Source organism: Pseudomonas sp. PvP001 (assembly GCF_040546375.1).
Classification (GTDB): Bacteria; Pseudomonadota; Gammaproteobacteria; order Pseudomonadales; family Pseudomonadaceae; genus Aquipseudomonas; species Aquipseudomonas coleopterorum.
Genome location: NZ_JBEPNQ010000001.1, coordinates 4,416,403 through 4,440,859, shown reverse-complemented (window position 1 = coordinate 4,440,859; position 24,457 = coordinate 4,416,403). Strand labels below are relative to the sequence as shown.

At 63.7% G+C, this 24,457-nt stretch carries 19 protein-coding genes; 14 read left to right on the top strand and 5 right to left on the bottom strand.

Features of this window, described 5'->3' with window-relative positions:
* Positions 1-3 precede the first annotated feature (3 nt).
* The 3 genes from ABMD26_RS20395 to ABMD26_RS20385 all read left to right on the top strand — a co-directional run bounded on the left by ABMD26_RS20395 (position 4) and on the right by ABMD26_RS20385 (position 5,302).
* Positions 4-3,183 (top strand): efflux RND transporter permease subunit, encoded by a 3,180-nt coding sequence (locus ABMD26_RS20395; protein ID WP_049859919.1) that lies wholly within the window; start codon positions 4-6, stop codon positions 3,181-3,183.
* Complete coding sequence (locus tag ABMD26_RS20390; protein ID WP_134721798.1) at positions 3,180-4,592, top strand: efflux transporter outer membrane subunit; 1,413 nt, start codon at positions 3,180-3,182, stop codon at positions 4,590-4,592. The genes ABMD26_RS20395 and ABMD26_RS20390 overlap by 4 nt, the downstream gene beginning before the upstream one ends.
* Positions 4,593-4,732: 140 nt before the next feature.
* The gene (locus tag ABMD26_RS20385; protein WP_049859917.1) at positions 4,733-5,302 is read left to right on the top strand and encodes a GNAT family N-acetyltransferase; all 570 of its coding nucleotides are present in this window, start codon (positions 4,733-4,735) and stop codon (positions 5,300-5,302) included.
* Between the two features lie 206 nt (positions 5,303-5,508).
* Here ABMD26_RS20385 and ABMD26_RS20380 read toward each other — a convergent pair whose 3' ends face one another.
* On the bottom strand, positions 5,509-6,393 hold the full coding sequence (locus ABMD26_RS20380; protein WP_134721796.1) for a LysR family transcriptional regulator: 885 nt from the start codon (positions 6,391-6,393) through the stop codon (positions 5,509-5,511).
* 808 nt (positions 6,394-7,201) lie between these two features.
* On the opposite strand from ABMD26_RS20380, the gene egtB reads away from it, so the two are divergent.
* Entirely contained in the window at positions 7,202-9,349 is a 2,148-nt protein-coding gene (gene egtB / locus ABMD26_RS20375) for an ergothioneine biosynthesis protein EgtB (RefSeq protein ID WP_354311442.1), read from the top strand.
* Positions 9,350-9,382: 33 nt separating this feature from the next.
* The gene (ligD, locus tag ABMD26_RS20370; RefSeq protein ID WP_134721794.1) at positions 9,383-11,971 is read left to right on the top strand and encodes a DNA ligase D; all 2,589 of its coding nucleotides are present in this window, start codon (positions 9,383-9,385) and stop codon (positions 11,969-11,971) included.
* A gap of 5 nt (positions 11,972-11,976) precedes the next feature.
* Here the strand turns inward: ligD and uraH are convergent, their stop codons facing one another.
* A complete protein-coding gene (gene uraH, locus ABMD26_RS20365) occupies positions 11,977-12,330 on the bottom strand; it encodes a hydroxyisourate hydrolase (protein ID WP_134721793.1) in 354 nt (117 codons plus the stop codon).
* A gap of 326 nt (positions 12,331-12,656) precedes the next feature.
* On the opposite strand from uraH, the gene puuE reads away from it, so the two are divergent.
* From puuE to ABMD26_RS20340, 5 genes are all read left to right on the top strand, one after another.
* Positions 12,657-13,580: an allantoinase PuuE gene (gene puuE, locus ABMD26_RS20360; RefSeq protein ID WP_134721792.1), complete on the top strand. Its 924-nt coding sequence runs from the start codon at positions 12,657-12,659 to the stop codon at positions 13,578-13,580.
* Entirely contained in the window at positions 13,577-14,092 is a 516-nt protein-coding gene (gene uraD, locus ABMD26_RS20355; RefSeq protein WP_134721791.1) for a 2-oxo-4-hydroxy-4-carboxy-5-ureidoimidazoline decarboxylase, read from the top strand. The genes puuE and uraD overlap by 4 nt, the downstream gene beginning before the upstream one ends.
* A 76-nt stretch (positions 14,093-14,168) precedes the next feature.
* Positions 14,169-15,164 carry an allantoicase gene (gene alc / locus ABMD26_RS20350; RefSeq protein ID WP_090358938.1) on the top strand — a complete coding sequence of 332 codons (996 nt, stop codon included), beginning with the start codon at positions 14,169-14,171 and terminating at the stop codon, positions 15,162-15,164.
* 24 nt (positions 15,165-15,188) lie between these two features.
* On the top strand, positions 15,189-15,692 hold the full coding sequence (locus ABMD26_RS20345; protein WP_134721790.1) for an ureidoglycolate lyase: 504 nt from the start codon (positions 15,189-15,191) through the stop codon (positions 15,690-15,692).
* Between the two features lie 353 nt (positions 15,693-16,045).
* Entirely contained in the window at positions 16,046-16,834 is a 789-nt protein-coding gene (locus ABMD26_RS20340) for an outer membrane protein OmpK (RefSeq protein WP_354311437.1), read from the top strand.
* Positions 16,835-17,030: 196 nt separating this feature from the next.
* On the opposite strand, the gene ABMD26_RS20335 is transcribed toward ABMD26_RS20340, so the two are convergent.
* Complete coding sequence (locus ABMD26_RS20335) at positions 17,031-18,230, bottom strand: aminotransferase-like domain-containing protein (protein WP_354311434.1); 1,200 nt, start codon at positions 18,228-18,230, stop codon at positions 17,031-17,033.
* Positions 18,231-18,512: 282 nt separating this feature from the next.
* Here ABMD26_RS20335 and ABMD26_RS20330 point away from each other — a divergent pair, with 282 nt between their 5' ends.
* The 4 genes from ABMD26_RS20330 to ABMD26_RS20315 are packed head-to-tail and all read left to right on the top strand — an operon-like array spanning position 18,513 to position 22,009.
* Entirely contained in the window at positions 18,513-19,124 is a 612-nt protein-coding gene (locus ABMD26_RS20330) for a paraquat-inducible protein A (RefSeq protein WP_056842256.1), read from the top strand.
* Positions 19,121-19,735 (top strand): paraquat-inducible protein A, encoded by a 615-nt coding sequence (locus ABMD26_RS20325; RefSeq protein WP_122743385.1) that lies wholly within the window; start codon positions 19,121-19,123, stop codon positions 19,733-19,735. The genes ABMD26_RS20330 and ABMD26_RS20325 overlap by 4 nt, the downstream gene beginning before the upstream one ends.
* Positions 19,728-21,410, top strand: a complete 1,683-nt coding sequence (locus tag ABMD26_RS20320; RefSeq protein WP_134721787.1) for a PqiB family protein — start codon at positions 19,728-19,730, stop codon at positions 21,408-21,410. Before ABMD26_RS20325 ends, ABMD26_RS20320 begins: the two co-directional genes overlap by 8 nt.
* Positions 21,407-22,009, top strand: coding sequence for a PqiC family protein (locus ABMD26_RS20315; RefSeq protein ID WP_134721786.1), 603 nt, complete (start codon positions 21,407-21,409; stop codon positions 22,007-22,009). The genes ABMD26_RS20320 and ABMD26_RS20315 overlap by 4 nt, the downstream gene beginning before the upstream one ends.
* Here ABMD26_RS20315 and ABMD26_RS20310 read toward each other — a convergent pair.
* Both ABMD26_RS20310 and phnN read right to left on the bottom strand, forming a co-directional pair.
* Positions 22,002-22,418: a response regulator gene (locus tag ABMD26_RS20310; RefSeq protein WP_049859902.1), complete on the bottom strand. Its 417-nt coding sequence runs from the start codon at positions 22,416-22,418 to the stop codon at positions 22,002-22,004. The two genes, ABMD26_RS20315 and ABMD26_RS20310, sit on opposite strands and share 8 nt — an antisense overlap.
* Positions 22,419-22,581: 163 nt before the next feature.
* The gene (phnN, locus tag ABMD26_RS20305) at positions 22,582-24,375 is read right to left on the bottom strand and encodes a phosphonate metabolism protein/1,5-bisphosphokinase (PRPP-forming) PhnN (RefSeq protein WP_134721785.1); all 1,794 of its coding nucleotides are present in this window, start codon (positions 24,373-24,375) and stop codon (positions 22,582-22,584) included.
* Between the last annotated feature and the right edge of the window lie 82 nt (positions 24,376-24,457).

Sequence of the window (24,457 nt, the reverse complement as noted above, 5' to 3'; positions counted from 1 at the left end):
GCGATGAACTTCTCTCAATTCTTCATCAAGCGGCCGATCTTCGCCGCCGTGCTGTCGCTGATCATCTTGATCGCCGGCGCTATCTCGCTGTTCCAGCTGCCAATCAGCGAGTACCCCGAAGTGGTGCCGCCGACCGTGGTGGTGCGTGCCAGTTTCCCCGGTGCCAACCCCAAGGTCATCGGTGAGACGGTGGCCGCGCCGCTTGAGCAGGCCATCACCGGTGTGGAGAACATGCTGTACATGTCCTCGCAGTCCACCGCCGACGGCAAGCTGACCCTGACCCTGACCTTCGCTCTGGGCACCGACCTGGACAACGCCCAGGTGCAAGTGCAGAACCGTGTGACCCGCACTCAGCCAAAGCTGCCTGAAGAGGTAACCCGGATCGGCATCACCGTGGACAAGGCCTCGCCGGACCTGACCATGGTGGTCCACCTGACGTCCCCGGACCAGCGCTACGACATGCTCTACCTGTCCAACTACGCCACATTGAACATCAAGGACGAACTGGCCAGGCTCAACGGTATCGGCGACGTGCAGCTGTTCGGCATGGGCGACTATTCGCTGCGTGTCTGGCTGGACCCGAACAAGACCGCTTCGCGCAACCTGACGGCCACCGACGTGGTCACCGCCATTCGCGAACAGAACCGCCAGGTCGCTGCGGGCCAGCTGGGCGCCCCGCCTGCGCCCAATGCCAGCAGTTTCCAGCTGTCGGTCAACACCCAGGGCCGCCTGGTCACCGAGGAAGAGTTCGAGAACATCGTCGTGCGCGCCGCCGACGACGGCGAGATCACCCGTCTCAAAGACATCGCCCGGGTGGAGCTGGGCTCCAGCCAATACGCCCTACGTTCGCTGTTGAACAACCAGCCGGCGGTGGCCCTGCCAATCTTCCAGCGGCCTGGCTCCAACGCCATCGACGTGTCCAATCAGGTTCGGGCCAAGATGGCCGAACTGAAACAGTCGTTCCCTGAAGGCATGGACTACAGCATCGTCTACGACCCGACCATTTTCGTGCGCGGTTCGATCGAAGCGGTGGTGCATACCCTGTTCGAAGCGCTGATCCTGGTCGTGCTGGTGGTGATCCTGTTCCTGCAGACCTGGCGGGCGTCGATCATTCCGCTGGTGGCGGTACCGGTGTCGCTGATCGGCACCTTTGCGGTGATGCACATGTTCGGCTTCTCGCTCAACGCGCTGTCACTGTTCGGCCTGGTGCTGGCCATCGGTATCGTGGTGGACGACGCCATCGTGGTGGTGGAGAACGTCGAGCGTAACATCGAGCTGGGCCTGGAACCGGTGGCCGCCACCGAGCGGGCCATGCGCGAGGTCACCGGGCCGATCATCGCCACGGCCCTGGTGCTGTGCGCGGTGTTCGTGCCGGCAGCGTTCATTTCCGGCCTCACGGGGCAGTTCTACAAGCAGTTCGCCCTGACCATCGCCATTTCCACGGTCATTTCGGCGTTCAACTCGCTGACCTTGTCGCCGGCACTGGCGGCGGTGCTGCTCAAGGGGCACGACGCGCCCAAGGACCGTTTCTCCCGGTTCCTCGACAAGCTGCTGGGTGGCTGGCTGTTCCGGCCCTTCAACCGCTTCTTCGAAAAGGCCAGCCACGGCTATGTCGGCACCGTCGCGCGGGTGATCCGCAGCAGCGGCATCGCCATGCTGCTGTACGCAGGCTTCATGGTGCTGACCTGGTTCGGTTTCGCCAACACGCCGACCGGCTTCGTGCCCTCGCAGGACAAGCAGTACCTGGTCGCCTTCGCCCAGTTGCCGGACGCCGCCAGCCTGGACCGCACCGAAGATGTGATCAAGCGCATGTCGGACATCGCCTTGAAGCAGCCCGGCGTGGAGAACGCCATCGCCTTCCCGGGGCTGTCGATCAACGGCTTCACCAACAGCCCCAACAACGGCATCGTCTTCGTCGCGCTCAAGGACTTCGATCAGCGCAAGGACGCCAGCCTGTCGGCCAACGCCATCGCCGCCGAGCTCAACGGCAAGTTCGCCGGTATCCAGGACGCCTACATGGCGATCTTCCCACCGCCACCGGTGATGGGCCTGGGCACCATCGGCGGCTTCCGGCTGCAGATCGAAGACCGCGGCAACCTGGGCTATGACGAGTTGTACAAGCAGACCCAGAACATCATCGCCAAGAGTCGCAGCGTGCCGGAGCTGGCCGGGCTGTTCACCAGCTACACGGTGAACGTGCCTCAGGTGGATGCAGCGATCGACCGGGAAAAGGCCAAGACCCACGGCGTGGCCATCAGCGATATCTTCGACACCCTGCAGGTGTACCTGGGTTCGCTGTATGCCAACGACTTCAACCGCTTCGGGCGCACCTATCAGGTCAACGTCCAGGCCGAGCAGCAGTTCCGCCTGGAAGCCGAGCAGATCGGCCAGCTCAAGGTGCGCAACGATCGGGGCGAGATGATCCCGCTGGCGACCTTCATCAAGGTCAGCGACACCGCCGGCCCGGACCGGGTGATGCATTACAACGGTTTCGTCACGGCCGAGATCAACGGTGCCGCAGCGCCGGGCTACAGCTCGGGCCAGGCCCAGGCAGCGGTGGAGAAGCTGCTCAAGGAAGAGTTGCCCAACGGCATGGCCTATGAATGGACCGAGCTGACCTACCAGCAGATTCTGGCGGGCAACACTGCGCTGTTCGTGTTCCCGCTGTGCGTGCTGCTGGCCTTCCTGGTGCTGGCCGCGCAGTACGAAAGCTGGAGCCTGCCGCTGGCGGTGATCCTGATCGTGCCCATGACCCTGCTCTCGGCGATTGCCGGGGTGATGATCGCGGGCAGCGACAACAACATCTTCACCCAGATCGGCTTGATCGTGCTGGTCGGTCTGGCGTGCAAGAACGCCATTCTGATCGTCGAGTTCGCCAAGGACAAACAGGAGGAAGGCCTGGATCCGCTGGCCGCCGTACTGGAGGCATGCCGCTTGCGGCTGCGGCCGATCCTGATGACTTCGTTCGCCTTCATCATGGGCGTGGTGCCTCTGGTGCTGTCGTCCGGCGCCGGCGCCGAGATGCGTCATGCCATGGGCGTGGCGGTGTTCTCCGGCATGCTGGGGGTGACCTTCTTCGGCTTGCTGCTGACACCGGTGTTCTTCGTGCTGATCCGTCGCCATGTCGAGCGTCGCGAGGCCCGCAAGGCGGATCGTGCGCTCACGCTTGAGGTACAACCATGAGTCATTTGAAACCCCTACTGCCCAGCTTGCTGGTGCTGGCCCTGGCCGCTTGCGCGGTGGGCCCGGACTATCGCGCGCCGCAGGATCTGCAGGCGAGCGTGGCGGCGGCCCAGGACACTCGCTACTACCGCGCCGAGGCGTTCGATGCGGTGTGGTGGCAGCAGTTCGACGACCCGACCCTCAACCGCCTGGTCAACGAATCGCTGCAGGGCAACCGTGAGCTGCGCGTGGCCTTCGCCCGCCTCAAGGCGGCTCGGGCCATCCGCGACGACGTGGCCAACGATCGCTTCCCGGTGGTGACCAGCCGCGCCAGCAGCGAGATCGGCAAGAGCCAGATTCCCGGCCAGACCAGTGACCGGGTCAATACCGAGCGCTACGACCTGGGCCTGGACATGGCCTGGGAAATCGACCTGTTCGGGCGCATCCAGCGGCAGTTGGAGGTCAGTGACGCGCAGCAAGGCGAAGCGGCGGCCGACCTGCAGCAGTTGCAGGTCACCCTGATCGCCGACCTGGTGGATGCCTACGGGCAACTGCGCGGCGCACAACTGCGCGAGAAGATCGCCCTGGCCAACCTGAAGAACCAGCAGGATTCGCGGGGTATCACCCGCAGCCTGCAGGAAGCCGGTGTGGGCAATCAACTGGACGTGGTGCGGGCCGACGCGCGGCTCGCGGCAGTCGAAGCGACCGTGCCGCAGTTGCAGGCCGAACAGGTGCGTGCGCGCAACCGCATCGCTACCCTGCTCGGCCAGCGGCCGGACCAATTGAGTGTGGACCTGAGCCCGGCGCAGTTGCCGGCCATTGCCAAGGCCTTGCCGATCGGTGATCCGACTCAGCTGCTACGACGCCGGCCGGACATCCGCAGTGCCGAACGGCGACTGGCCGCCTCCACCGCGCAGATCGGCGTGGCCACGGCCGATCTGTTCCCCCGGGTCAGCCTCAGCGGTTTCCTGGGCTTCACCGCGGCCCGCGGTTCGCAGATCGGCTCGTCCGCCGCCAATGCCTGGGGACTGGGGCCAAGCATCACTTGGGCCGCGTTCGACCTGGGCAGCGTGCGGGCGCAGATCCGTGCAGCCAACGCCGATGCCGAAGGCGCGCTGGCCAGCTATGAACAGGATGTGTTGCTGGCGCTGGAAGAGTCGGAAAATGCCTTCAGTGACTACGGCAAACGCCAGCAGCGCGTGCAGGCCTTGATGCGCCAGAGCGAGTCGAGTCGCGCGGCGGCAGCGCTGGCCTCGATCCAGTACCGCGAGGGCACGGCGGATTACCTGGTGCTGCTCGACGCCGAGCGTGAACGCTTGAGCGCCGAAGACGCCCAGGCCCAGGGTGAAACCGAGTTGTATCGCGGCATCGTTGCGATCTACAAGGCCTTGGGCGGCGGCTGGCAGCCCGATACGCTGGCGCAGCGCTAGCCAGCAGCGCCGGTGCAACGGCTGCAAAGCCTGCGGCGAATGATAGGATAGGCGCCGTCCCGGTCTCACGGGGCGGTTGCCGGGCGTGCGTGCCAGGCGACCGTCTTCGGCAGCCGATCCCGATCCGCAGCGAGCGCCCCATGATCACCATTCGCCCCATGACCTCTTCCGATTTCGACCGTTTCTGGCCCACCTTCGATGCGGTGGTTCAGGGCCAGCAGACGTACGCCTACGATCCGGCCATGGACCGCGAAGCCGCCGAACACACCTGGTTGAAGGTGCCCCTGCACACTTTCGTTGCCGAAGATGAACAGGGTCAGTTGCTGGGCAGTTACTACCTCAAGGCCAACGCGGCGGGTCCCGGCAACCACGTGTGCAACTGCGGCTACATGGTCAGCGAAGCGGCGCGCGGTCGAGGCGTGGCGCGGCTGATGTGCGAGCACTCGCAGCAGGTGGCGCGCGACAGCGGTTTTCTGGCCATGCAGTTCAATTCGGTGGTGGCCAGTAACGAAGTGGCGGTGGCCTTGTGGCACAAGCTGGGTTTCGAGACCGTGGGGCGCCTGCCGCGCGCCTATCGGCATGCTCACCTGGGGCTGGTCGATTGCCTGGTGATGTACAAGTGGCTGGCCGAAGAGCCCGCAGCGCCGACTCGATTGATCGGGCGCAAGAACATCGAGTCGGTGGTGTCCCGGCCGCGGCGTAGAAGCTGAATCGTTACTTGCATCACGGAAGTCGATGATCGCTATCGAAAAACGGAATTTTTCCTGAGGGGGCGGGATCAGCACTATAGGTCCCATTATTTCCCCTAGGATTTGTACCGATGAATATCAACCTGACCCTGTGCTGCATGATCGTCGTTTCGTTCGGAATTGCGCTGAGCCACGTTTGAGTGCTGCTCGCACTCGGCGGGCCATGCTCAGAGATTGCTCAGATGTTCGCGCAGGAAGTCGACCAGGACCTGCACCGGTCGTGACGTCTGCCGATGCTGCGGATACACGGCCGAGAGGGCCAGGGGCTCGGTAACGAACTCATCCAGTACGGTTTGCAGTTGCCCTGACGCCAGTGCGTGTTGAACGATGAATCGGGGCAGGTAGGCGATTCCCATACCGGCCACCGCTGCCTCGCATAGCAACTCGCCGTTGTTGGCGCGCATGCGCCCGCTCACACCGATCACCAGCGGCTTGCCGCCCATTTCGAAGCGCCATTGCACCTGCCGCGCGTGGCCGTAGGGCAGACAGTCGTGGGTGGTCAGTTCCTGAGGCGTGGTGGGTAGGCCGCGCGCGGCCAGATAGTCCGGGCTTGCGCAGTACACGCGGGCGATGGAAGCGATGCGCCGGGCGATCAGCGACGAGTCTTCCAGCGTGCCGATGCGCAGGACCAGATCGTAGCCTTCGCCGAGCAGGTCGACGGGGCGATCGCTGAGGTCGATTTCGACCTGGACCTGAGGGTAGCGTTGCAGGAATCGAGGCATGAGCGCGCTCAATTGCGCCATGGCGAACGACAGCGGCGCACTCACCCGCAACGTGCCGCGGGGTTCGGCGGCTTGGCCAGCAATGCCCTGCTCGACTTGTTCCACTTCAGCCAGCAGACGCACGGCAGAGTCGTAATAGCTCTGGCCAAGGGCCGTGACGTCCAGGCGGCGAGTGGAGCGATTGAGCAGGCGTGCGCCCAGGCGATTTTCCAGCTGCATCAAGCGGCGACTGATGTATTGCTTGGAAACCCCCAATTGCTCGGCGGCGGCCGTGAAGCTGCGCGAGTCCAGCACCTGCACGAAAAGCCGCATGTCTTCGAACGCGTTCATCGTCACTCCTTGGTTGACAATGCATTGTGGGTCAGGCGCAGCGCCCATACAACCGCAGCGCCCCCGGACGCGGCTCGCGCCGCTGCTACAGGGACCGCATTGCGCCTGTGGGAACGTCGCAGTGGCACAGTGGCAATCCGCGTCCGGGAACACACCATTGGCACCGTGGCAATCCGTGCCCGGGCACACACCATTGGCACCATGGCAATCCGCGTCCGGGCACACCGCATTGGCACCACCGCAATCCGCATCCGGGCACACCCATTGGCACCACCGCAATCCGCGTCCGGGCACACCGCATTGGCACCACCGCAATCCGCATCCGGGCACACCCATTGGCACCACCGCAATCCGCGTCCGGGCACACCGCATTGGCACCACCGCAATCCGCGTCCGGGCGCACCCCGTTGGCACCACCGCAATCCCCGTCCGGGCACACCCCATTGGCACCATGGCAATCCGCGTCCGGGCACACACCATTGGCACCATGGCAATCCGCATCCGTGCACACCGCATTGGCACCCCTGCACTCCGTGGCCCCGGAACACTGCAGGAAACCCTGTAGCAGCGGCGCGAGCCGCGTCGGCGGGCAACGCGGTGGGCCTGGAAAAACGAGCCAGAGAAAGGGTGAAACGGCGCATCGAGCGCAAGGATTTCGATCAGCGGGCGAACCTGCTCCCGGTTGCACAGTCACACCCTTTAGTCCGGCGCTGAAGCCCACCGTCGGTCGTGCGGAAAGCGATAGAAAAGCGCTTCTGCCCCCGTTTCCCACCGTCACCCTCGACGGAGCCGTCGGAGCAGCCTCTTGATGAACAGTCTTTCCCAGCAGGCCGTGCCTGTTACCCCTACGCACGACCTGCTGCAGCGCTTCCAACAGGTACGCCGCCACAGCGAACACCTGGCCAGCCCGCTCAGCGCCGAAGACATGGGCGCGCAGTCGATGCCCGACGCGAGCCCGGCCAAATGGCACCTGGCTCACACCAGCTGGTTCTTCGAAACCTTCCTGCTCGCTGAACAAGTGCCGCACTACGCCCCGTTCGACCCGGATTTCTGCTACCTCTTCAATTCCTACTACGAAGCGGTCGGCCCGCGCCAGCCGCGTCCTCAGCGCGGTTTGATGACGCGTCCGGGACTGGACCGCGTGCTGGCCTATCGCGCGCATGTCGATCGGCACATGGAAGCCCTGCTCAGCGGCGATCTGGACACTGAAGCCCAATCGCTCATCGAATTGGGTCTGTCCCACGAGCAACAGCATCAAGAGCTGTTGCTGATGGACATCCTGCACCTGTTCAGCGTCTCGGCGCTCAAGCCGGCGTACGACCCGGCCTGGCCAGCCGACACGGCCGGTCGCCGGGGCCGCTTCATTGGCCAGGCCGGCGGTCTGGTCGAGATCGGCCATGACGGTCACGGCTTCGCCTTCGACAACGAAGGCCCACGCCACAAAGTCTTCGCCCAGGCCTTCGAAATCGCCGACCGTCTGGTCACCAACGGTGAATGGCTGGAATTCATCGAAGCCGGCGGCTACACCCAGGCCGGCCTGTGGCTGGCCGACGGTTGGGCCACGGTTCAGAGCGAAGGCTGGTATGCCCCGTTCTACTGGCAGCAGGACCGCGCCGGTGCCTGGCACGAGATGAGCCTGCGCGGGCTGCAACCGCTGCAACTCGACGCACCCGTGGTGCACATCAGCTACTACGAAGCGGCTGCCTTCGCGCAATGGGCCGGCGCACGCCTGCCCACCGAAGCGGAATGGGAAATCGCCGCTGGCAGCGGAGAACTGCAGCAACTCGACGATGTAGCCTGGCAGTGGACGCAGAGCGCCTACAGTGCCTACCCCGGCTTCCAGCCTGCGGTCAGCGCGGTCGGTGAATACAACGGCAAGTTCATGATCAACCAGATGGTGTTGCGTGGCGGCGCCAGTATCACCCCGGTTGGACACACCCGCCCCACCTACCGCAACTTCTTCGGCCCCGGCTGCCGCTGGATGTTTTCCGGCGTGCGTCTGGCGCGCGACGTGTCGCCCTACAGCATCCGCAACGACGGCAGCGATGAGTTCGCCCGCGATGTGATCACCGGACTGTCGGCAGCACAGAAATCCATCTCGCCGAAGTACTTCTACGATGCCGAGGGCTCGCAGCTGTTCGAAGCCATCTGTACCCTGCCCGAGTACTACCCGACCCGTGCCGAAACGGCGCTGCTGACCGACATCGCGCCGCAGTTGGCCGAGTGGGTCGCCGACGATGCGGCGCTGGTGGAGTTCGGCGCCGGCGCCTGCGACAAGGTGCGTCTGTTGCTGGATGCGGTGCCGCAGATTGCGCTGTACGTGCCCATCGACATCTGCAGCAATGCGCTGGAAAGCGCGAGCGCCCGGCTGCGCCAACGCTACCCTGCCCTGCGCATCGCGCCGCTGGTGGACGATTTTACCCGTGCCCTGCACCTGCCGGCCGAGACTCAGGGTCATCCGCGCGTGGGCTTCTTTCCGGGCTCGACGCTGGGCAATTTCACCCGTCCGCAGGCCGTACGCTTCCTGCGTTCGGCGCGCGAGCTGCTGGGGCCCGATGCGCGCTTCATCATCGGCGTGGACATGGTCAAGGATGCGGCCACCCTGGAAGCCGCCTATGACGACGCGGCCGGAGTTACCGCACGCTTCAACAAGAACCTGCTGACGCGCATGAACCGCGAACTCGACGGCGATTTCGACGAGGCGGCATTCGACCACCTGGCGCTGTGGAACCCCGAGTACGAGCGGATCGAAATGCATTTGGTCAGCCAGAAAGCCCAACAGGTCCGGGTGGCCGGTCGCACCTTCGCTTTCAAACCCGGAGAACGGCTGCACACCGAGAACTCGCACAAGTTCACCGTGCAGTCCTTCACCGAACTGGCGGCTGCGGCCGGCTGGGACGTCAGCCATCAGTGGATAGGCGAAGCCCCGCAGGTGGCGCTGTTCTGCCTGCGCTGACACATCGGCAGCGCATCATGAGTGAGGAACACCATGACCAAGGCTCTGGAGGAATACAACCGCAAGCGTGACTTCGACGCCACCCCGGAGCCTTCTGGCGCCGGGTGCAGTGGCAAACGCGGCAAGGCGGCGCGGGCATTGCAGTTCTGCATTCAGAAACACGATGCCAGCCACCTGCACTACGACTTCCGCCTGGAACTGGACGGCACCCTCAAGAGCTGGGCAGTGCCCAAGGGACCGTCACTGGACCCCAAGGCTCGGCGCCTGGCGGTGCATGTCGAAGATCATCCGCTGGACTACGCCAGCTTCGAGGGCAACATTCCCGACGGGCACTACGGCGCCGGGGACGTGATCGTCTGGGACCGCGGCACCTGGATTCCCGAAGGCGATCCCCGCCAGGCCTATGAAAAAGGCAAGCTCAAGTTCGTCCTGCAAGGCGAGAAGCTGGGCGGCACCTGGAACCTGGTCAAGACTCATATGCCCGGCAAACGCGAGCAGTGGTTTCTGATCAAATCCAAGGACGATGCCGCACGCCCGTTGGCCGACTACGACGTGCTCGTCGCCGAACCCGACAGCGTCATCAGCGAGCGCACCCTGGTGCCGCGCAAGCGCACCACCAAAGCAGCGGCGAAACCGGTACCCAAACCTGCGGCCAAAGCCACGTCCAAAAGCGCCAAAAGCAAAGCCATCCAGCTGGAAGGCGCCAAGGCGGCCGCCTTGCCCGCCAGTCTCAAGCCCGAATTGGCCACACTGGTGGACTCTGCACCCGAAGGCGACTGGCGCTACGAGATCAAGTTCGACGGCTACCGCATCGTCGCTCGCATCGACGGCGATCAAATCAACCTCTTCACCCGCAACGGCCACGACTGGACAGCGAAGATGCCGCGCCAGGCCAAGGCGCTCGCTGCCCTGGGCTTGCAGTCGGCGTGGCTGGATGGCGAAGTGGTGGTGGCCAACGAGCACGGGGTGCCGGACTTCCAGGCCTTGCAGAACGCATTCGAGAACGAGCGCAGCGGCGACATCGTTTTCTACCTGTTCGACCTGCCCTACCTCAACGGTATGGACCTGCGCGCCGTGCCTTTGGAGCAGCGTCGCAGTGCCTTGGCCAAGGTACTGGAAACCAACACGGATGACGCGCTGAAGTGCTCCGACGACCTTGCCGGATCAGCTGACTCGTTGCTCGAAAGCGCTTGCCAGATGGATATGGAAGGCCTGATCGGCAAGCGTGTCGGCAGCCCCTATGTGTCGCGGCGCAGCAGCGACTGGATCAAGCTCAAATGCAAGCGCCGCCAGGAGTTCGTCATCGTCGGCTACACCGAGCCCAAGGGCAGCCGCAGCGCGTTCGGCGCCCTGTTGCTGGGCTTGCACGATGCCGACAGCGGCGAGTTGCGATTCGCCGGCAAGGTCGGTACCGGCTTCAGTGAAGCCACCTTGCGCACCCTGCTCGCGCAGTTGCAGGGGTTGGAGACTGCCCGCCCGGCGCTCGCCAATCCTCCCACGGGCGCTCAAGCCCGTGGCGTGCATTGGCTCAAGCCCACGCTGTTGGCGGAAGTGGCCTATGCCGAAATGACACGCGACGGCGCCGTGCGCCATGCCGTTTTCCATGGCTTGCGCACTGACAAGCCCGCCAAGGAGATCACCCCCGAAATGCCAGCGGCCAAATCCGGCACGTCCGCCAAATCGGCAAGCAAGTCAGAACGGAAGCCGCGCAAGGCAGCCACCAAGGCCGACGACGCCGACCTGGTCGGGCAGATGCGCATTACGCACCCCGAGCGGGTCATCGATGCCAACAGCGGCACCACCAAGATGCAGCTGGCCGAATACTACGGGCGCATCGCCCCGTGGTTGCTGCCGCACCTCAAGCAACGCCCCGTGGCGTTGGTGCGGGCGCCCGACGGCGTCGGTGGCGAGCTGTTCTTCCAGAAGCACGCCGGCCACCTGGCGATCCCACACATTCTCACCTTCGACAAGGACCAGGCGGGCCAGGCTGCCATGGTCATCAACGATGGTCAGGCACTGCTCGGCGCGGTGCAGATGGGTACCGTGGAACTGCACACCTGGAACGCGACCGCGAAGGATTTCGAACATCCCGACCGCTTCGTACTCGACCTGGACCCGGACCCTGCCTTGCCTTGGAAAAGCATGGTCGAAGCCACTCAACTGACTCAGACCCTGCTCGACGAACTGGGCCTTGCATCGTTCCTCAAGACCAGTGGTGGCAAGGGCATGCATGTGGTGGTACCGATCACGCGCAAGCTGGGCTGGGACGAGGTCAAGGCATTCAGCCGCGCGGTGGTGGAACACATGGCCAAGCTGATGCCGGAACGCTTCACGGCCGTCTCCGGCCCGAAAAACCGGGTCGGTCGGATCTTCATCGACTACCTGCGCAACGGTCTGGGCGCAACCACGGCCTGCGCCTATGCGGCGCGAGCGCGGGATGGCTTGCCGGTCTCGGTGCCGGTCACCCGGGAGGAAGTGGCGCAGATCAAGGGCGGCGACCAGTGGGACATCGACAGCGTACTCGAACGCCTGGCGGAGCTTGAAGACGATCCCTGGGCAGATTTCTTCAGCACCCGCCAAAGCATCACCGTCGCTATGCGCAAGAAGCTCGGGCTCAAATGAACCCATCAACTGCCACGGTAGGTGGAGTAGCTGTACGGTGAAAGCAACAGGGGCACATGGTAGTGCTCCTGAGTTACATCGATGCCGAACCGCAGGACGATTTCGTCGAGAAACGCCGGCGCCGTGGTGACAATACCGCGGCTGCGATAGTAGTCACCTGCACCGAAGTGCAGCTGATACACACCCGAACGGTAGTGCTCACCCTCCAGCAGCGGCACATCGCAACGCCCGTCGGAATTGGTCACGGCCGTTACCAGCAGTTCCAGCTGTTCCCCGTCGACGCGGTACAGACGCACTCGAATGCCGTTACCGGGACACCCATGTGCGGCGTCCAAAACGTGCGTGGTCAAGCGTCCCATGGTTGATTTCACCTGTTCAGGGGGCGCGCCAACGGCGCACCGTGGTGGAGCGCAAGCGTGCGGTACGCGCCGCAATGGGGCGTGGCACCTGACACGTCGCAAAAACAAAAGCCGCAAAACACGCGTCGATGCAGATTGCTGACCGATTGGGCAGGTTCTTTGCAAGAGCCTGCATCACAGTGTGTGCAAGGATACGGCCATCCAACGGCCCGAGACTCGAGCTTACAAATTGTCCATGCCGTTGTATACAATCGATTCAAGCCCGAAAACGCCTTCCCATGGCGCCTTTTCGAGCGCGTTCTGCCACGTATAAAAGGAAATCTTCGGTGAGCCTCGACTACCCCCGCGACCTGATCGGCTACGGTGACCAACCGCCCCATCCGCACTGGCCGGGCAATGCCCGTATCGCCGTGTCGTTCGTCCTCAACTATGAAGAAGGCGGCGAGCGTAACGTGCTGCACGGCGACAGCGAGTCCGAGGCGTTCCTGTCGGAGATGGTCGCGGCGCAGCCGTTGCAGGGCCAGCGCAACATGAGCATGGAATCGCTGTACGAGTACGGCAGCCGTGCCGGTGTGTGGCGCATTCTCAAGCTGTTTCGCCAAGCCGAGATCCCCTTGACGGTCTTCGCGGTGGCCATGGCCGCGCAGCGACACCCAGAGGTTATCCGCGCCATGGTCGCTGACGGCCACGAAATATGCAGCCATGGCTACCGCTGGATCGACTATCAGAACGTCGATGAAGCGGTGGAACGCGAGCACCTGCTCGACGCCATCCGCATCCTCACCGACATCACCGGCCAGCGGCCGCTGGGCTGGTACACCGGGCGCACCGGGCCCAATACCCGTCGCCTGGTGATGGAGGAAGGCGGCTTCCTCTACGACAGCGACGCCTACGACGATGACCTGCCCTACTGGCAACCCGGCGTGGATCGCCCCCACCTGGTGATCCCCTACACCCTGGACACCAACGACATGCGCTTCACCCAGGTGCAGGGCTTCAACAAGGGCGACGATTTCTTCGACTACCTCAAGGACGCGTTCGACGTGCTGTACGCCGAAGGCGCGGAGGCGCCCAAGATGCTTTCCATCGGCCTGCATTGCCGACTCATCGGCCGACCCGGACGTCTGGCCTCGCTCAAGCGTTTCATCGACTACGTCCAGGGCCACGAGCAGGTCTGGTTCGCGCGCCGGGTCGATATCGCCAGGCACTGGCAGCAGGTTCATCCTTTCCCAGGCAGCCCGCGCCCATGAGCCACTTTCGTACTCTGCAGCCTTCCCGACTCAACCGCGCCGAGTTCGTCGCAGCGCTGGACGACATCTACGAGCACTCGCCGTGGGTTGCCGAACAGGCATTCGAGCGGCTGGCGCCGGATCAGCGCGACGACATCGAGGCAGTGCATGCCTGCATGAGCCAGGTGGTGGCCGACGCCGACCGCACCACCCTGCTGGCATTGATCAATGCCCACCCCGACCTGGCCGGCAAGGCCGCAGTGCAGGGTGAGCTCACCGCAGCGAGTACTCAGGAGCAGGCCGGCGCCGGCATCAGCCAGTGCACGCCCGACGAGTTCCAGCGCTTTACCCGGCTCAACGATGCGTATCGGGCCCGCTTTGGTTTCCCTTTCATCATGGCGGTCAAGGGCAGCGATCGACGGCAGATCCTGGCGGCGTTCGAAACGCGGATCGATCATTCCCCCGAAGACGAATTTGCCTGCGCCCTACGCGAGATCGACAAGATTGCCCTGTTTCGCCTGCAAGCCCTGTAACCCCATAGCCCCGCCGCCGCACCCGCGGTGACGGACCGACTGTTCATCAACCCTCGTTCAAGGCAGATCCGTATTCATGAAAGCCTACGCCGCACCGTTCCAGAAGTACGTCAACCTGGCCGATGCCCGCCTCGGTACCCGGGCCATTTCAGTGACCGACGATTGGTTCGCCGACGTCAACCGGCTGTTCCAGCCCACCCCGGCGGTGTGGAAGGAAGGCGTCTTCGACGACAACGGCAAGTGGATGGATGGCTGGGAATCGCGGCGCAAGCGCTTCGAAGGCTATGACAGCGCAGTGATCCGCCTTGGCGCGCCGGGCTCGATCAAGGGCGTGGACATCGACACTTCGTTCTTCACCGGCAACTTCCCTCCTTCGGCGTCACTGGAAGCCTGTTTCATCAGCGAAGGCGAACCCGACGACCAGACCCCGTGGGTCGAAATCCTCAGCGCGGTCGAGCTGCAGGGCAATAGCCATCACTACCACAGCATCGACAACGACAGCGCGTTCAGCCATCTGCGCTTCAATATCTACCCGGACGGCGGTGTGGCCCGCCTGCGCGTGTATGGCGTGCCGTTCCGCAGCTGGTCGAGCACCAGCGACGAGGAGCAGATCGACCTCGCCAGCGCTCTCAACGGCGGACGCGCGCTGGCCTGCTCGGACGAACACTACGGGAGCATGAGCAACCTGCTCAATCCCGGCCGTGGCATCAACATGGGCGACGGCTGGGAAACCGCACGGCGACGTACGCCTGGCAACGACTGGGTCATCGTGGCCCTGGGGCATCCTGGCGTGGTGCAGCAGGTGATCGTCGACACCCTGCACTTCAAGGGTAACTACCCGGACAGCTGTTCGATCCAGGGTGCGTTCGTCAAGGGCGGGACCGACAGCCAGATCGAGACCCAGAGCCTCTTCTGGCGTGAACTGCTGCCCAGCCAGAAGCTGCAGATGCACCAGGAGCACAGCTTCGCGGAGCAGATCAAGGCACTGGGGCCGATCACGCACATCCGGCTCAACGTCTTCCCCGACGGCGGTGTGAGCCGACTGCGAGTGCTGGGCACTCTGGCCCGATAGCATCACTTCATAATAGGACCCAGCATGCGTACATTACCGATCGAACCCTTGACCAAGGCCGCGTTTGCCCCGTTTGGCGACGTGATCGAAACCGAGGGCAGCGCACACTTCCTGATCAACAACGGTTCGACCCAACGCTTCGATCGCCTGGCGGACGTGCAGCTGGGCACCGAGCAGGATCAGGCCGTGATCAGCATTTTCCGCGCCCGCACCTTGCCGATGCCGCTCACCGTACGCATGCTCGAACGTCATCCACTAGGCAGTCAGGCGTTCATTCCGTTGTTGGGCAACGCCTTTCTGATCGTGGTGGCACCAGCCGGCGACGTCCCGCGCAGCGAAGACGTGCACGCGTTCATCAGCGATGGTCGTCAGGGCATCAATTACCATAAGGGTGTCTGGCATCACCCGGTATTGGCGCTGCACGATCAGGATGACTTTCTCATCGTGGATCGCAAAGGCCCGGGCAACAACTGCGACGAGTTCTTCTTCGAGGCGTGCGACTTATTGTCGCTCGACCCGTCATTGTAACTTCCGGGGCATGACACAGGGCGCCTAACCATTATAAGGACGGCTGGCTTAGTTGCCCTGATCAAGACTGAAACCATAAAACCAATGCGGCTTGCCAGTGGCTACGCAAACCCCTACCCTGCGCCGCCGCTGGAAGGCGCGGCGTGCGAAGTGGCTGAACCGCGTTAATTGCTGCATCACTGAACACTGACGAATCTATCCGCCCGGACGAAAACTGGCTAACTCGGATGACCAGTCCGCGGACGCGTTGCGCGCGTTCGGCGGCAACTACAAGTTGACCTTCGGGACAAAAAAAGAGGCGCCACTAGAGTGCCCACACAACTACCACACTTATTTGACCTGAGAGCGATTGAATGAAAACCACACTACCGAGCCTGTTTCTGGCTGCCGGCCTGGCCCATGCCGGCACCGCGATGGCCGCTGGCGACTGGCTGCAGTGGCAGAGCAACAGCCTGACCTACCTGGTGGGCAAGGACTACACCGTCAACCCCAGCCACCAGCAGACCGTGACCTACGAACATGCCGATGCCTGGAAGTACGGAGACAACTTTCTGTTCGTCGACAAGATTTTCTACAATGGCGAAGCCGATGGTGCCAACGGCAACAACACCTATTACGGTGAGTTCAGCCCGCGCCTGTCGATGAACAAGATCTTCGATCGCACGTTCCGCTTCGGTCCGATCAAGGATGTGCTGTTGGCCATGACCTATGAGTTTGGCGAAGGGGATAACGAGTCATATCTGATCGGTCCGGCCGTCGACCTGGATCTGCCGGGGTTCGATTATTTCCAGTTGAATTTCTATAACCGTCAAACCGAAGGCAGCCGCGCCGGGGACAATGTCTGGCAGATCACACCGGTGTGGTCCTATACCCTGCCGGTCGGTCGTTCGGACATTCTCATCGACGGCTTCGCCGACTGGGTGGTGGGCAACGATTCGAACAAGCATGGCGAGTACCACGCCAATCTGCATTTCAACCCGCAGGTCAAATACGACCTTGGCAAGGCCTTGGGTCAAGGCGCGCAGCAAGTGTATGTAGGGTTTGAATACGATTATTGGGACAACAAGTATGGGATCAAGGACAGTCGTTATTTCGATACCAATCAGAATACGGCGAGTTTGTTGGTGAAAGTGTTCTTCTGATCGGGCGTTGGAAGTTGGGCCAGTGATGGGTCGAGACCGCGTGCATCGCCGACGCGGCTCGCGCCGCTGCTACAACGACCGCGTAGCCCAGTTCTGGCCTCACCGCGTTCATCCAGGCATACCGCACGCACCGCCGACGCGGCTTGCGCCGCTGCTACACTGACCGCGTGCCCCTGTTCCGGCCTCGCCGCGAACCCTAGTGCTCGAACGCGCGGCGGAGCCTGTGCAGGCCTTCGTCGATATCAGCCAACCCGGGGGCGGCGAACGACAGACGGATGCTGCTGGGGTCCGGGTCCTGGCCGTAGAAGGCGCTGCCGGGCACGAACAGCACCTTCTGCTCGATCGCCCGTGGCAGCAATGCCTTGGCGTCGAGGCCATGCAGGCAACGGCCCCAGACGAACATGCCGCCTGCCGGCGCACTCACCTGCAGATACTCCGCCAACGGCTGCAACCCAGCCAGCATGCGCTCGCACTTCTCCCGATAGCCCTGCGCCAGACCCGGCAGCGCCCGTTCCAGCGCCCCTGCCGCGAGGTAATTGGCGGCGATGCGCTGCGCCCAGGGCGAGGTGCACAGGTCCACGGTCTGCTTGGCCACCAGGCAGCGCTGGCGGACCGCCGCAGGCGCCACCATCCAGCCCACGCGCAGCCCTGGCGCGAGCACCTTGGACAGGCTGGACAGATGGATCACCCGCCCTTCGGCGCCCTCCACCTGCAGACTCAACGCCAACAGCGAAGGCACTTCCTCGCCGGCAAAGCGCAGCGCACCGTAAGGATCGTCTTCGACCACCAGAAAATCGTGCGCGACTGCCAGCTTCAGCAGCGCCAGACGCCGCGCCAGGGGCAGACAGGCGCCGGTGGGGTTGGCGAAGGTGGGCACGCAATAAACCATCGCGACATCGCCACGCGCACGCCCTGCCAGCTGCTGCGCCAAGGCATCGGTGTCCAGACCGTCGGCATCGGTGGCCGCGCTGAGCACCTGCGCCCCGGCCAGGCGCAACGCCTGGAGCGCCGCCGGATACGTCGGGCATTCCACCAGTACCGACGAGCCGGGGGCCAGCAACACCTTGAGCAACAGGTCGAAGCCTTGTTGCGAACCGGTCGTCACTATCAACTCGTCCGCCCCAACGGCCACGCCACGCCGCGCCATCAGACTCACCAACTGTTCGAGCAGCGCCGGCAAGCCTTCGGTGGCGGCGTATTGCAAACAGTCCAGGGGGGCTTCGCGCATGGCCTGCTCCGCGGCTTCGCGCAGGCCGGACTCGTCGAAGAACGCCGACGCCGGATAGCCACCGGCGAAGGAAATCATGCCCGGCACCGACAGGTACTTGAACAGCTCGCGTATGGCCGAGCCGGTGGGGTTTTCGAAGGCAGGCGTGAATCGGTAATCCAGGGCCATGACGGTGCTCGACGGCGAATGTGCCGAAAGTATCGAGTCTGGCGAACGCCGCTCACAAGCGAGATTATTTCCAGATGTCATGCCATTGGGTGCTGACAGGGTCCACGCCCGCAAACCACAGGCCGCGAATGACCTGGCTTCTATAGCTATCGCCAGACGGAACGCACGCCTTTATCATGACTCAGATACTCATGGCACCGCGCCACTGGACTAGACAGTTCGTGTCTAATCTGGGGAAATGCGCGCCCCTGACCTCAGGCTTTCATCTATGCCCATTGTCGAATGAACACCTCTTCCCGCTCGATCATTTGTGAACACTGCGATTCGCTGTTCGAATCGGTGGCCCTGACGCATGGTCAGAAAGCCGAATGCACGCGCTGTGGCGCGGTGCTCGAACGTGGCCAGCGCCTGAGCATCCAGGCGCTGTTCGCCCTGGCGCTGACCGCAGCCATGCTGTTCATTCTGGCCAACGCCTTTCCGGTGATCAGCATCAGCATGGAAGGGCTGAGCAATCAGGCCACCCTGCTCGCCTCGGTGGAAGCCCTGGCCCAGGGCCGCATCACGCCGATGGCCGCGGTGACCGGGTTGACCATCATTCTCGCGCCCCTCTTGCAGATCTGCCTGCTGTGCTGGCTGCTCGGCTTCGCCACCGCCGGCCGCGCCGCGCCCGGCTTTCGTACCTGCATGCGCGCGCTGGAACACCTGCGTCCCTGGAGCATGCTGGAAGTCTGCCTGCTGGGCATTCTGGTCGCCATCATCAAACTGGCGGGTATGCTCGACGTACACCCCGGCTTCGGCCTTTGGGCACTGGGTATGGTCACGGTGCTGTTGATCCTCATTTCCGGCAAGGGCATCCGCCGACTCTGGGACGATCTGGAAGGCCAGCTGCGATGAGCGAACCGGTCTACGCGCGGCAACTGGGCCTGGTGCTGTGCCACACCTGCGGGCATGTGTGCCAGGCAGGCGAGCACCATTGCCCGCGCTGTCACTCCACCGTCCATGCGCGCAAACCCGACAGCATCGCCCGGACCTGGGCGCTGCTGATCGCAGCATTGATCTTCTACATCCCGGCCAACCTGCTGCCGGTGATGCGCACCAACATGTTCGGCAACGCCAGCGAAAACACCATCATGAGTGGCGTCATCGAGTTCTGGCATGGCGGCTCCTGGGACATCGCCGTGCTGATCTTCTTCGCCAGCGTGGTCGTGCCCTGCATGAAGTTCCTGATCCTGGGCATGCTGCTGGTAACCTGTCAGCGCAAGAGCCACTGGGCCATGCGCGAGCGGGCCCGCCTGTATCGCTTCATCGAGCTGATCGGCTACTGGTCGATGCTCGACGTGCTGGTGGTGGCACTGGTCGCCGCGCTGGTGCAATTTCGCTCGCTGAGTTCCATCGACCCATTACTGGGTATCGTGTTTTTCGGTCTGGTGGTGGTACTCACCATGCTTGCCGCCATGAGTTTCGATCCCCGGCTCATCTGGGATGTAGAGGTTGAAGATGTCTGATCGTCCAGGTTCCACTCCCGCGTCCCCTGCCGCTGCACCGGCGGTCAAGACGCGTCGTTTCAATGTCTCGCTGGTGTGGATCGTGCCGATCATCGCGGCGCTGGTAGGCGCCTCGATGCTGATCAGCAATGGCCTCAATGCCGGGCCGCAGATCGAAATCAGCTTCGAGACCGCCATGGGCCTGGAGGCCAACAAGACCCAGGTCAAATACAAGAACGTGGTCATCGGGCAGGTGACCGCCATTGCCCTCAGCGACGACCGCAGCCACGTGGTCGCCACAGTGGACCTGAACAAGTCCGCCGAAGGCTTCACCGCCGAGGACTCGGTGTTCTGGGTGGTGCGCCCACGCATCGGCGCCAACGGCATTTCCGGCGTGGATACGCTGCTCTCCGGCGCCTTCATCGGCGCCGACGCCGGCAGCTCCGAAGAGCGCAAGCGGCAGTTCGTCGGCAAGGAAACACCGCCGGCGATCACCTACGGCGAGCAAGGCAAGCGCTTCACCCTGCACACCGAGGACCTGGGTTCGCTGGACATCGGTTCGCCGGTCTACTACCGCCGCATCGAAGTCGGCCAGGTGGTGTCCTACCAGTTGGCCGAAGACGGCAAGGGTGTCGATGTGGAAATCTTCGTCCATGCCCCCAACGACAAGTTCGTGACCACCGACACGCGCTTCTGGAACGCCAGCGGTATCGACCTGACCGTCGGTGCCAGTGGGCTGAAGGTCAACACCGAGTCGCTCTCGACCATCCTCGCCGGTGGTGTCGCCTTCGTCGAACCCAAGTACAGCCCCAACGCGACTCCGGCCACCGAGCGCTCGCGCTTCGACCTGTTCGCCGATCAGGAAACCGCCCTGGCGCCGCCCGATGGCGAACCGCGCTACATCAGCATGAGCTTCAACCAGTCGCTGCGCGGCCTGGCGGTCAACGCCCCGGTGGAGTTCCTGGGCGTGAACATCGGCCGTGTGGTATCGGTGAACCTGGACTATGACGCCAAGACCAAGAGCTTTCCCAGTGTGGTCGGCGCAGTGATCTACCCGGATCGTCTGGGCAAGGCCCACGAAAAACTGCTCAAGGAAATGGGTACCGAGGACGATGAGCGCTCGGCGAAGCTGATGTCGGCATTCGTCAAACAGGGTCTGCGGGCCCAGGCACGCAGTGCCAACCTGATTACCGGGCAGTTGTACATTTCCCTGAGCTTTTTGCCCAACGCAGCGCCAGTGGCTTTCGACGTCGCCGCCCGCCCTTTGCGCATTCCCACCGTGCCCGGCAGTCTGGACAAGGTGCAGGAGCAGTTGCAGGGCGTGGTCGACAAGATCAGCAAATTGCCGCTGGATGAAATCGCCAACAACCTCAACGGCAGCCTGAGCGAAATGCAGAAGACCCTGCGCCAAGTCAACGCCGAGGTCCTGCCGCAGATGCGTGGCACCCTGCAACAGACCCAGAAGACCTTGGCCGCGGCCAACTCCACCTTCGCCGACGACTCGCCGGAGCGCCAGCAGCTGAGCCAGGCCATGGACGAAGTCCAGCGCACCGCCCGTTCGGTACGGGTGCTGACCGATTTTCTCAGCCGCAACCCCGAAGCGCTGATTCGCGGCCGTACCAAACAGGGTGAACCGGACGCCTTCCGCAGCCCGGGCAAGACTTCACGTGAAATCCAACCGGAAGCTCAACCATGATCAAACGCAGCCTGATACTGGCCGCAGGCCTGGGCCTGGGTGCCTGCAGTTCGCCGGTCACCCACTACTACACGCTGCAGGACACTGCGCCGAGCGCACCCTCGCGCCTGGCTGCGCCGTCGTTCCAGTTCGAAATGCTCGCGGTACGCATGCCTGTGCAGGTCGACCAGCCGCAGTTGGTGGTGCGTCAGGACCGCGGCAATCTGACGATTCTGGAGAACGATCGCTGGAGCGCGCCGCTGGCCGATGAGTTTCACGACGCTCTGACCGATCGTTTGGAACGCCAGTTGGGGACGCGTGACCTGGCTGGGTTGCCCAAGGATGCGCAAAAGCCCGTGCTGTCCGTCCAAACCGACGTACGACGTTTCGATTCGCTACCGGGTCAGTATGCGCTGGTCGACGTGGTGTGGAGTCTGGGAATGCGCGGCGGTGCGCAGCCGCGCCGTACATTGACCTGTGCAAGCCAGATCCGTGAAACGGCGGGAGTTGAACTGAGCAGCTTGGTGGTGGCACATCAGCGGGTGATCGATCAATTGGCGAAGCAGATTGCAACCACCGCCCGCCAATGGGCTCAAGGCAACGGCGCCTGTCCTAGCTGACGGCGCGCGGCACGGTGCCCAGGGCCTTCTCGACGCCGTCGAGCAACTGGCCCAGGGTCCACGGCTTGCGCACGAAGCTCACCGGAATGGTGACACCAGAACTCTCGGGCGTTTCGTGACCCGACATGATCATGATCGGAATTTCCGGCCAGGTTTGCGCCGAGTAGTTCGCCAGCCCTGCGCCGTTCATGCTGCCGGGCATCAGGATATCCGTCAGCAACAGACCGACTTCGTTGGAACGCTTGTTCAGGAATTCGAGCGCGTGGTCCGCAGATTCGACACCCTCGGTCTTCCAACCTTCTTCGCCCAGCAGTTCGCAGACGAACTCTCGAATCAGCGCTTCGTCTTCGACCACCAGAACCAGATTCGCTCCCTTGGAAGCACTGTCGATGCGCGGCGAATCAGTCATTGCCAAATCCTTCTGTGTACTTGAATTGATTGAGGAAAGTTACCGCCGCGATGGCGACTCCCACACTCAGGTTAGGAGAGCGGAAAAGCTTGTGAATTCCATTTGTCGAGGTTGCGCCGACGAACGGTAATCGGGCGAGGCGGCGTTGCGGGGTCAGCGTGGATCAGGCCTGCTCATCCAAGATGATGCCGCTCTCGATCCGGGCCTGCTCAGCAGCGTGTTCCAGGCCTTCTGCGCTTGATGCATGGAGGAGGTAAAGTACGTCGCCCTGCGCCACCTGGGTGCCTAAATTGACCTTCAGATCCATGCCTGCAGCCTTGTCCCCAGGTGCCCCTGCGTAGCGGGCGAGTTCCGCCAGTCGCCAGCCGTCGAGCCGTGCGACCCGGCCCGAGCAGGGGGCGCACACGGCCCAGGTCGACGGACTGGGCACGACTGGCTCCCTGCGTCCCTGAACCTCGATGATGCGTTCAAAAGCCGCCAGGGCCTGGCCACCGTCCAGCAGGTACTCGGCACGTTCGCGCCCGGCTTCGACACTGCCGATGCGTGGGTCCCAGGCCAGGATGCGTGCGGCAAACGACAGCGCCTTCTCGCGCAGGTCGGCAGGCGCTTCTGCGGAGCCTTCGAGCACCCAGCGTACGTCGCGCACTTCCAGGGCCGGGCCGATGCCGCGCCCGACCGGTCGCGAGCCGTCGGTGGCAACGGCCGCGACGGTAAGGCCCAACAAAGCGCCAACTTCCTCGAACAGTTTGCCCAGTGTGTGCGCCTGCTCTGCGGTCGCCAATTTGGTCCGCGGCCCAAATGGCAGATCGACGATGACGTGGGTCGAGCCAGCGGTGAGCTTTTTCGAGAGGATGGACGCCACTGCCCAGCGCGTGGAGTCGATACCCAGCGGTCGGGTGATGGCGTTCATCACCTCGTCCAGATGGGAGTGGTTGAGGCGGCCATTCCAGGCGATGCAGGCGCCCGTCTGGGCAATGCAGTGCTGCACCTCTTCAGGCGTCAGTTCCACCTCGGCCAGCACCTCCATGGCATCGGCGGTGCCGGCCGCGGAGGTAATCGCCCGGGACGAGGTCTTGGGCATGAGCAGACCTTGCGCCGCGACGATCGGTACCACAATCAAGGTGATCCGGCTGCCAGGCACGCCCCCCATCGAATGCTTGTCGACCACAATCGGTCGATCCCAGCGCATGATCGGGGAAAACCGCGTCCGCACGCGCGCCAGGGCTACCACTTCGGCATCCGACAGGTGCTGGCTGGCACTCACCAGAAACGCGCGGATCTCGCTGTCGACATAGCCGCCGGCAATGATGTCGCCCAGCACCTGCTCGTACTGGACCTCGTTCAGTTCATGCCCCTGCAGCTTGCGCAGCAGCAGCGGATGACTGCTCGGCAGCGGCGCGTGGCGCTGGGCAACGGTTTCGACCGCATCGACGAAGCGACCGATGCCCTCGGCCAAGGTGCCGTCGTTGTCGACGCGCAGGGTTTCGATGTCGGCAGGCAGCGCGTCGACCTGACGCAGCACGCGGGCACGGGCCTGCTCGGCGGTCTCCCGACCGCGCCCCAGAATGCGCGCGGCCAGGACCTCTGGCGAGGCGGTGATTTCGATCACCACCAGATGCGGCACACGAGTGGCCGCCTCCCGGATCATCTTGCGCGAGCCGTTGGCGATGACATGACGGCCCTCCTCCAGCACTTGCAACAGCTCGGCGGACAAGCCATAGCTCAAGCCGTGAGCATGCCAGCTGAGCAGGAACGCCCCTGCCGCGACGTTGGCTTGAAACTGTTCGGGGGTCACGCCCGCGTGGTCTTCCCCCGGCGCTCCGCTGGGGCGCGTGATGGTGCGACGGGCGAACAGGTAGCGGCCGGAAGTGCCCAGGTCGGCGCGCGCGCCTTCGATGAGCGAGTCCTTGCCCGCCCCGCTCGGCCCGACCACGAAGAAGAAAATACCCTGCGCCATGAATATGCTCCGCCTTGCCCGGGCCGATGCCGACCGGCGTCTGGCCGGATCGAGCGTGTGAATGAACGCGACACGGTGCGCC

Coding starts and splice junctions, on each gene's coding strand:
- alc (WP_090358938.1), top strand. CDS start 14,169: ATGAAAGCCTACGCCGCACCGTTCCAGAAGTACGTCAACCTGGCCGAT.
- ABMD26_RS20320 (WP_134721787.1), top strand. CDS start 19,728: ATGTCTGATCGTCCAGGTTCCACTCCCGCGTCCCCTGCCGCTGCACCG.
- ligD (WP_134721794.1), top strand. CDS start 9,383: ATGACCAAGGCTCTGGAGGAATACAACCGCAAGCGTGACTTCGACGCC.
- ABMD26_RS20315 (WP_134721786.1), top strand. CDS start 21,407: ATGATCAAACGCAGCCTGATACTGGCCGCAGGCCTGGGCCTGGGTGCC.
- ABMD26_RS20330 (WP_056842256.1), top strand. CDS start 18,513: ATGAACACCTCTTCCCGCTCGATCATTTGTGAACACTGCGATTCGCTG.
- ABMD26_RS20335 (WP_354311434.1), bottom strand. CDS start 18,230: ATGGCCCTGGATTACCGATTCACGCCTGCCTTCGAAAACCCCACCGGC.
- ABMD26_RS20380 (WP_134721796.1), bottom strand. CDS start 6,393: ATGAACGCGTTCGAAGACATGCGGCTTTTCGTGCAGGTGCTGGACTCG.
- ABMD26_RS20340 (WP_354311437.1), top strand. CDS start 16,046: ATGAAAACCACACTACCGAGCCTGTTTCTGGCTGCCGGCCTGGCCCAT.
- ABMD26_RS20395 (WP_049859919.1), top strand. CDS start 4: ATGAACTTCTCTCAATTCTTCATCAAGCGGCCGATCTTCGCCGCCGTG.
- ABMD26_RS20310 (WP_049859902.1), bottom strand. CDS start 22,418: ATGACTGATTCGCCGCGCATCGACAGTGCTTCCAAGGGAGCGAATCTG.
- ABMD26_RS20345 (WP_134721790.1), top strand. CDS start 15,189: ATGCGTACATTACCGATCGAACCCTTGACCAAGGCCGCGTTTGCCCCG.
- ABMD26_RS20325 (WP_122743385.1), top strand. CDS start 19,121: ATGAGCGAACCGGTCTACGCGCGGCAACTGGGCCTGGTGCTGTGCCAC.
- uraH (WP_134721793.1), bottom strand. CDS start 12,330: ATGGGACGCTTGACCACGCACGTTTTGGACGCCGCACATGGGTGTCCC.
- ABMD26_RS20390 (WP_134721798.1), top strand. CDS start 3,180: ATGAGTCATTTGAAACCCCTACTGCCCAGCTTGCTGGTGCTGGCCCTG.
- egtB (WP_354311442.1), top strand. CDS start 7,202: ATGAACAGTCTTTCCCAGCAGGCCGTGCCTGTTACCCCTACGCACGAC.
- ABMD26_RS20385 (WP_049859917.1), top strand. CDS start 4,733: ATGATCACCATTCGCCCCATGACCTCTTCCGATTTCGACCGTTTCTGG.
- uraD (WP_134721791.1), top strand. CDS start 13,577: ATGAGCCACTTTCGTACTCTGCAGCCTTCCCGACTCAACCGCGCCGAG.
- phnN (WP_134721785.1), bottom strand. CDS start 24,375: ATGGCGCAGGGTATTTTCTTCTTCGTGGTCGGGCCGAGCGGGGCGGGC.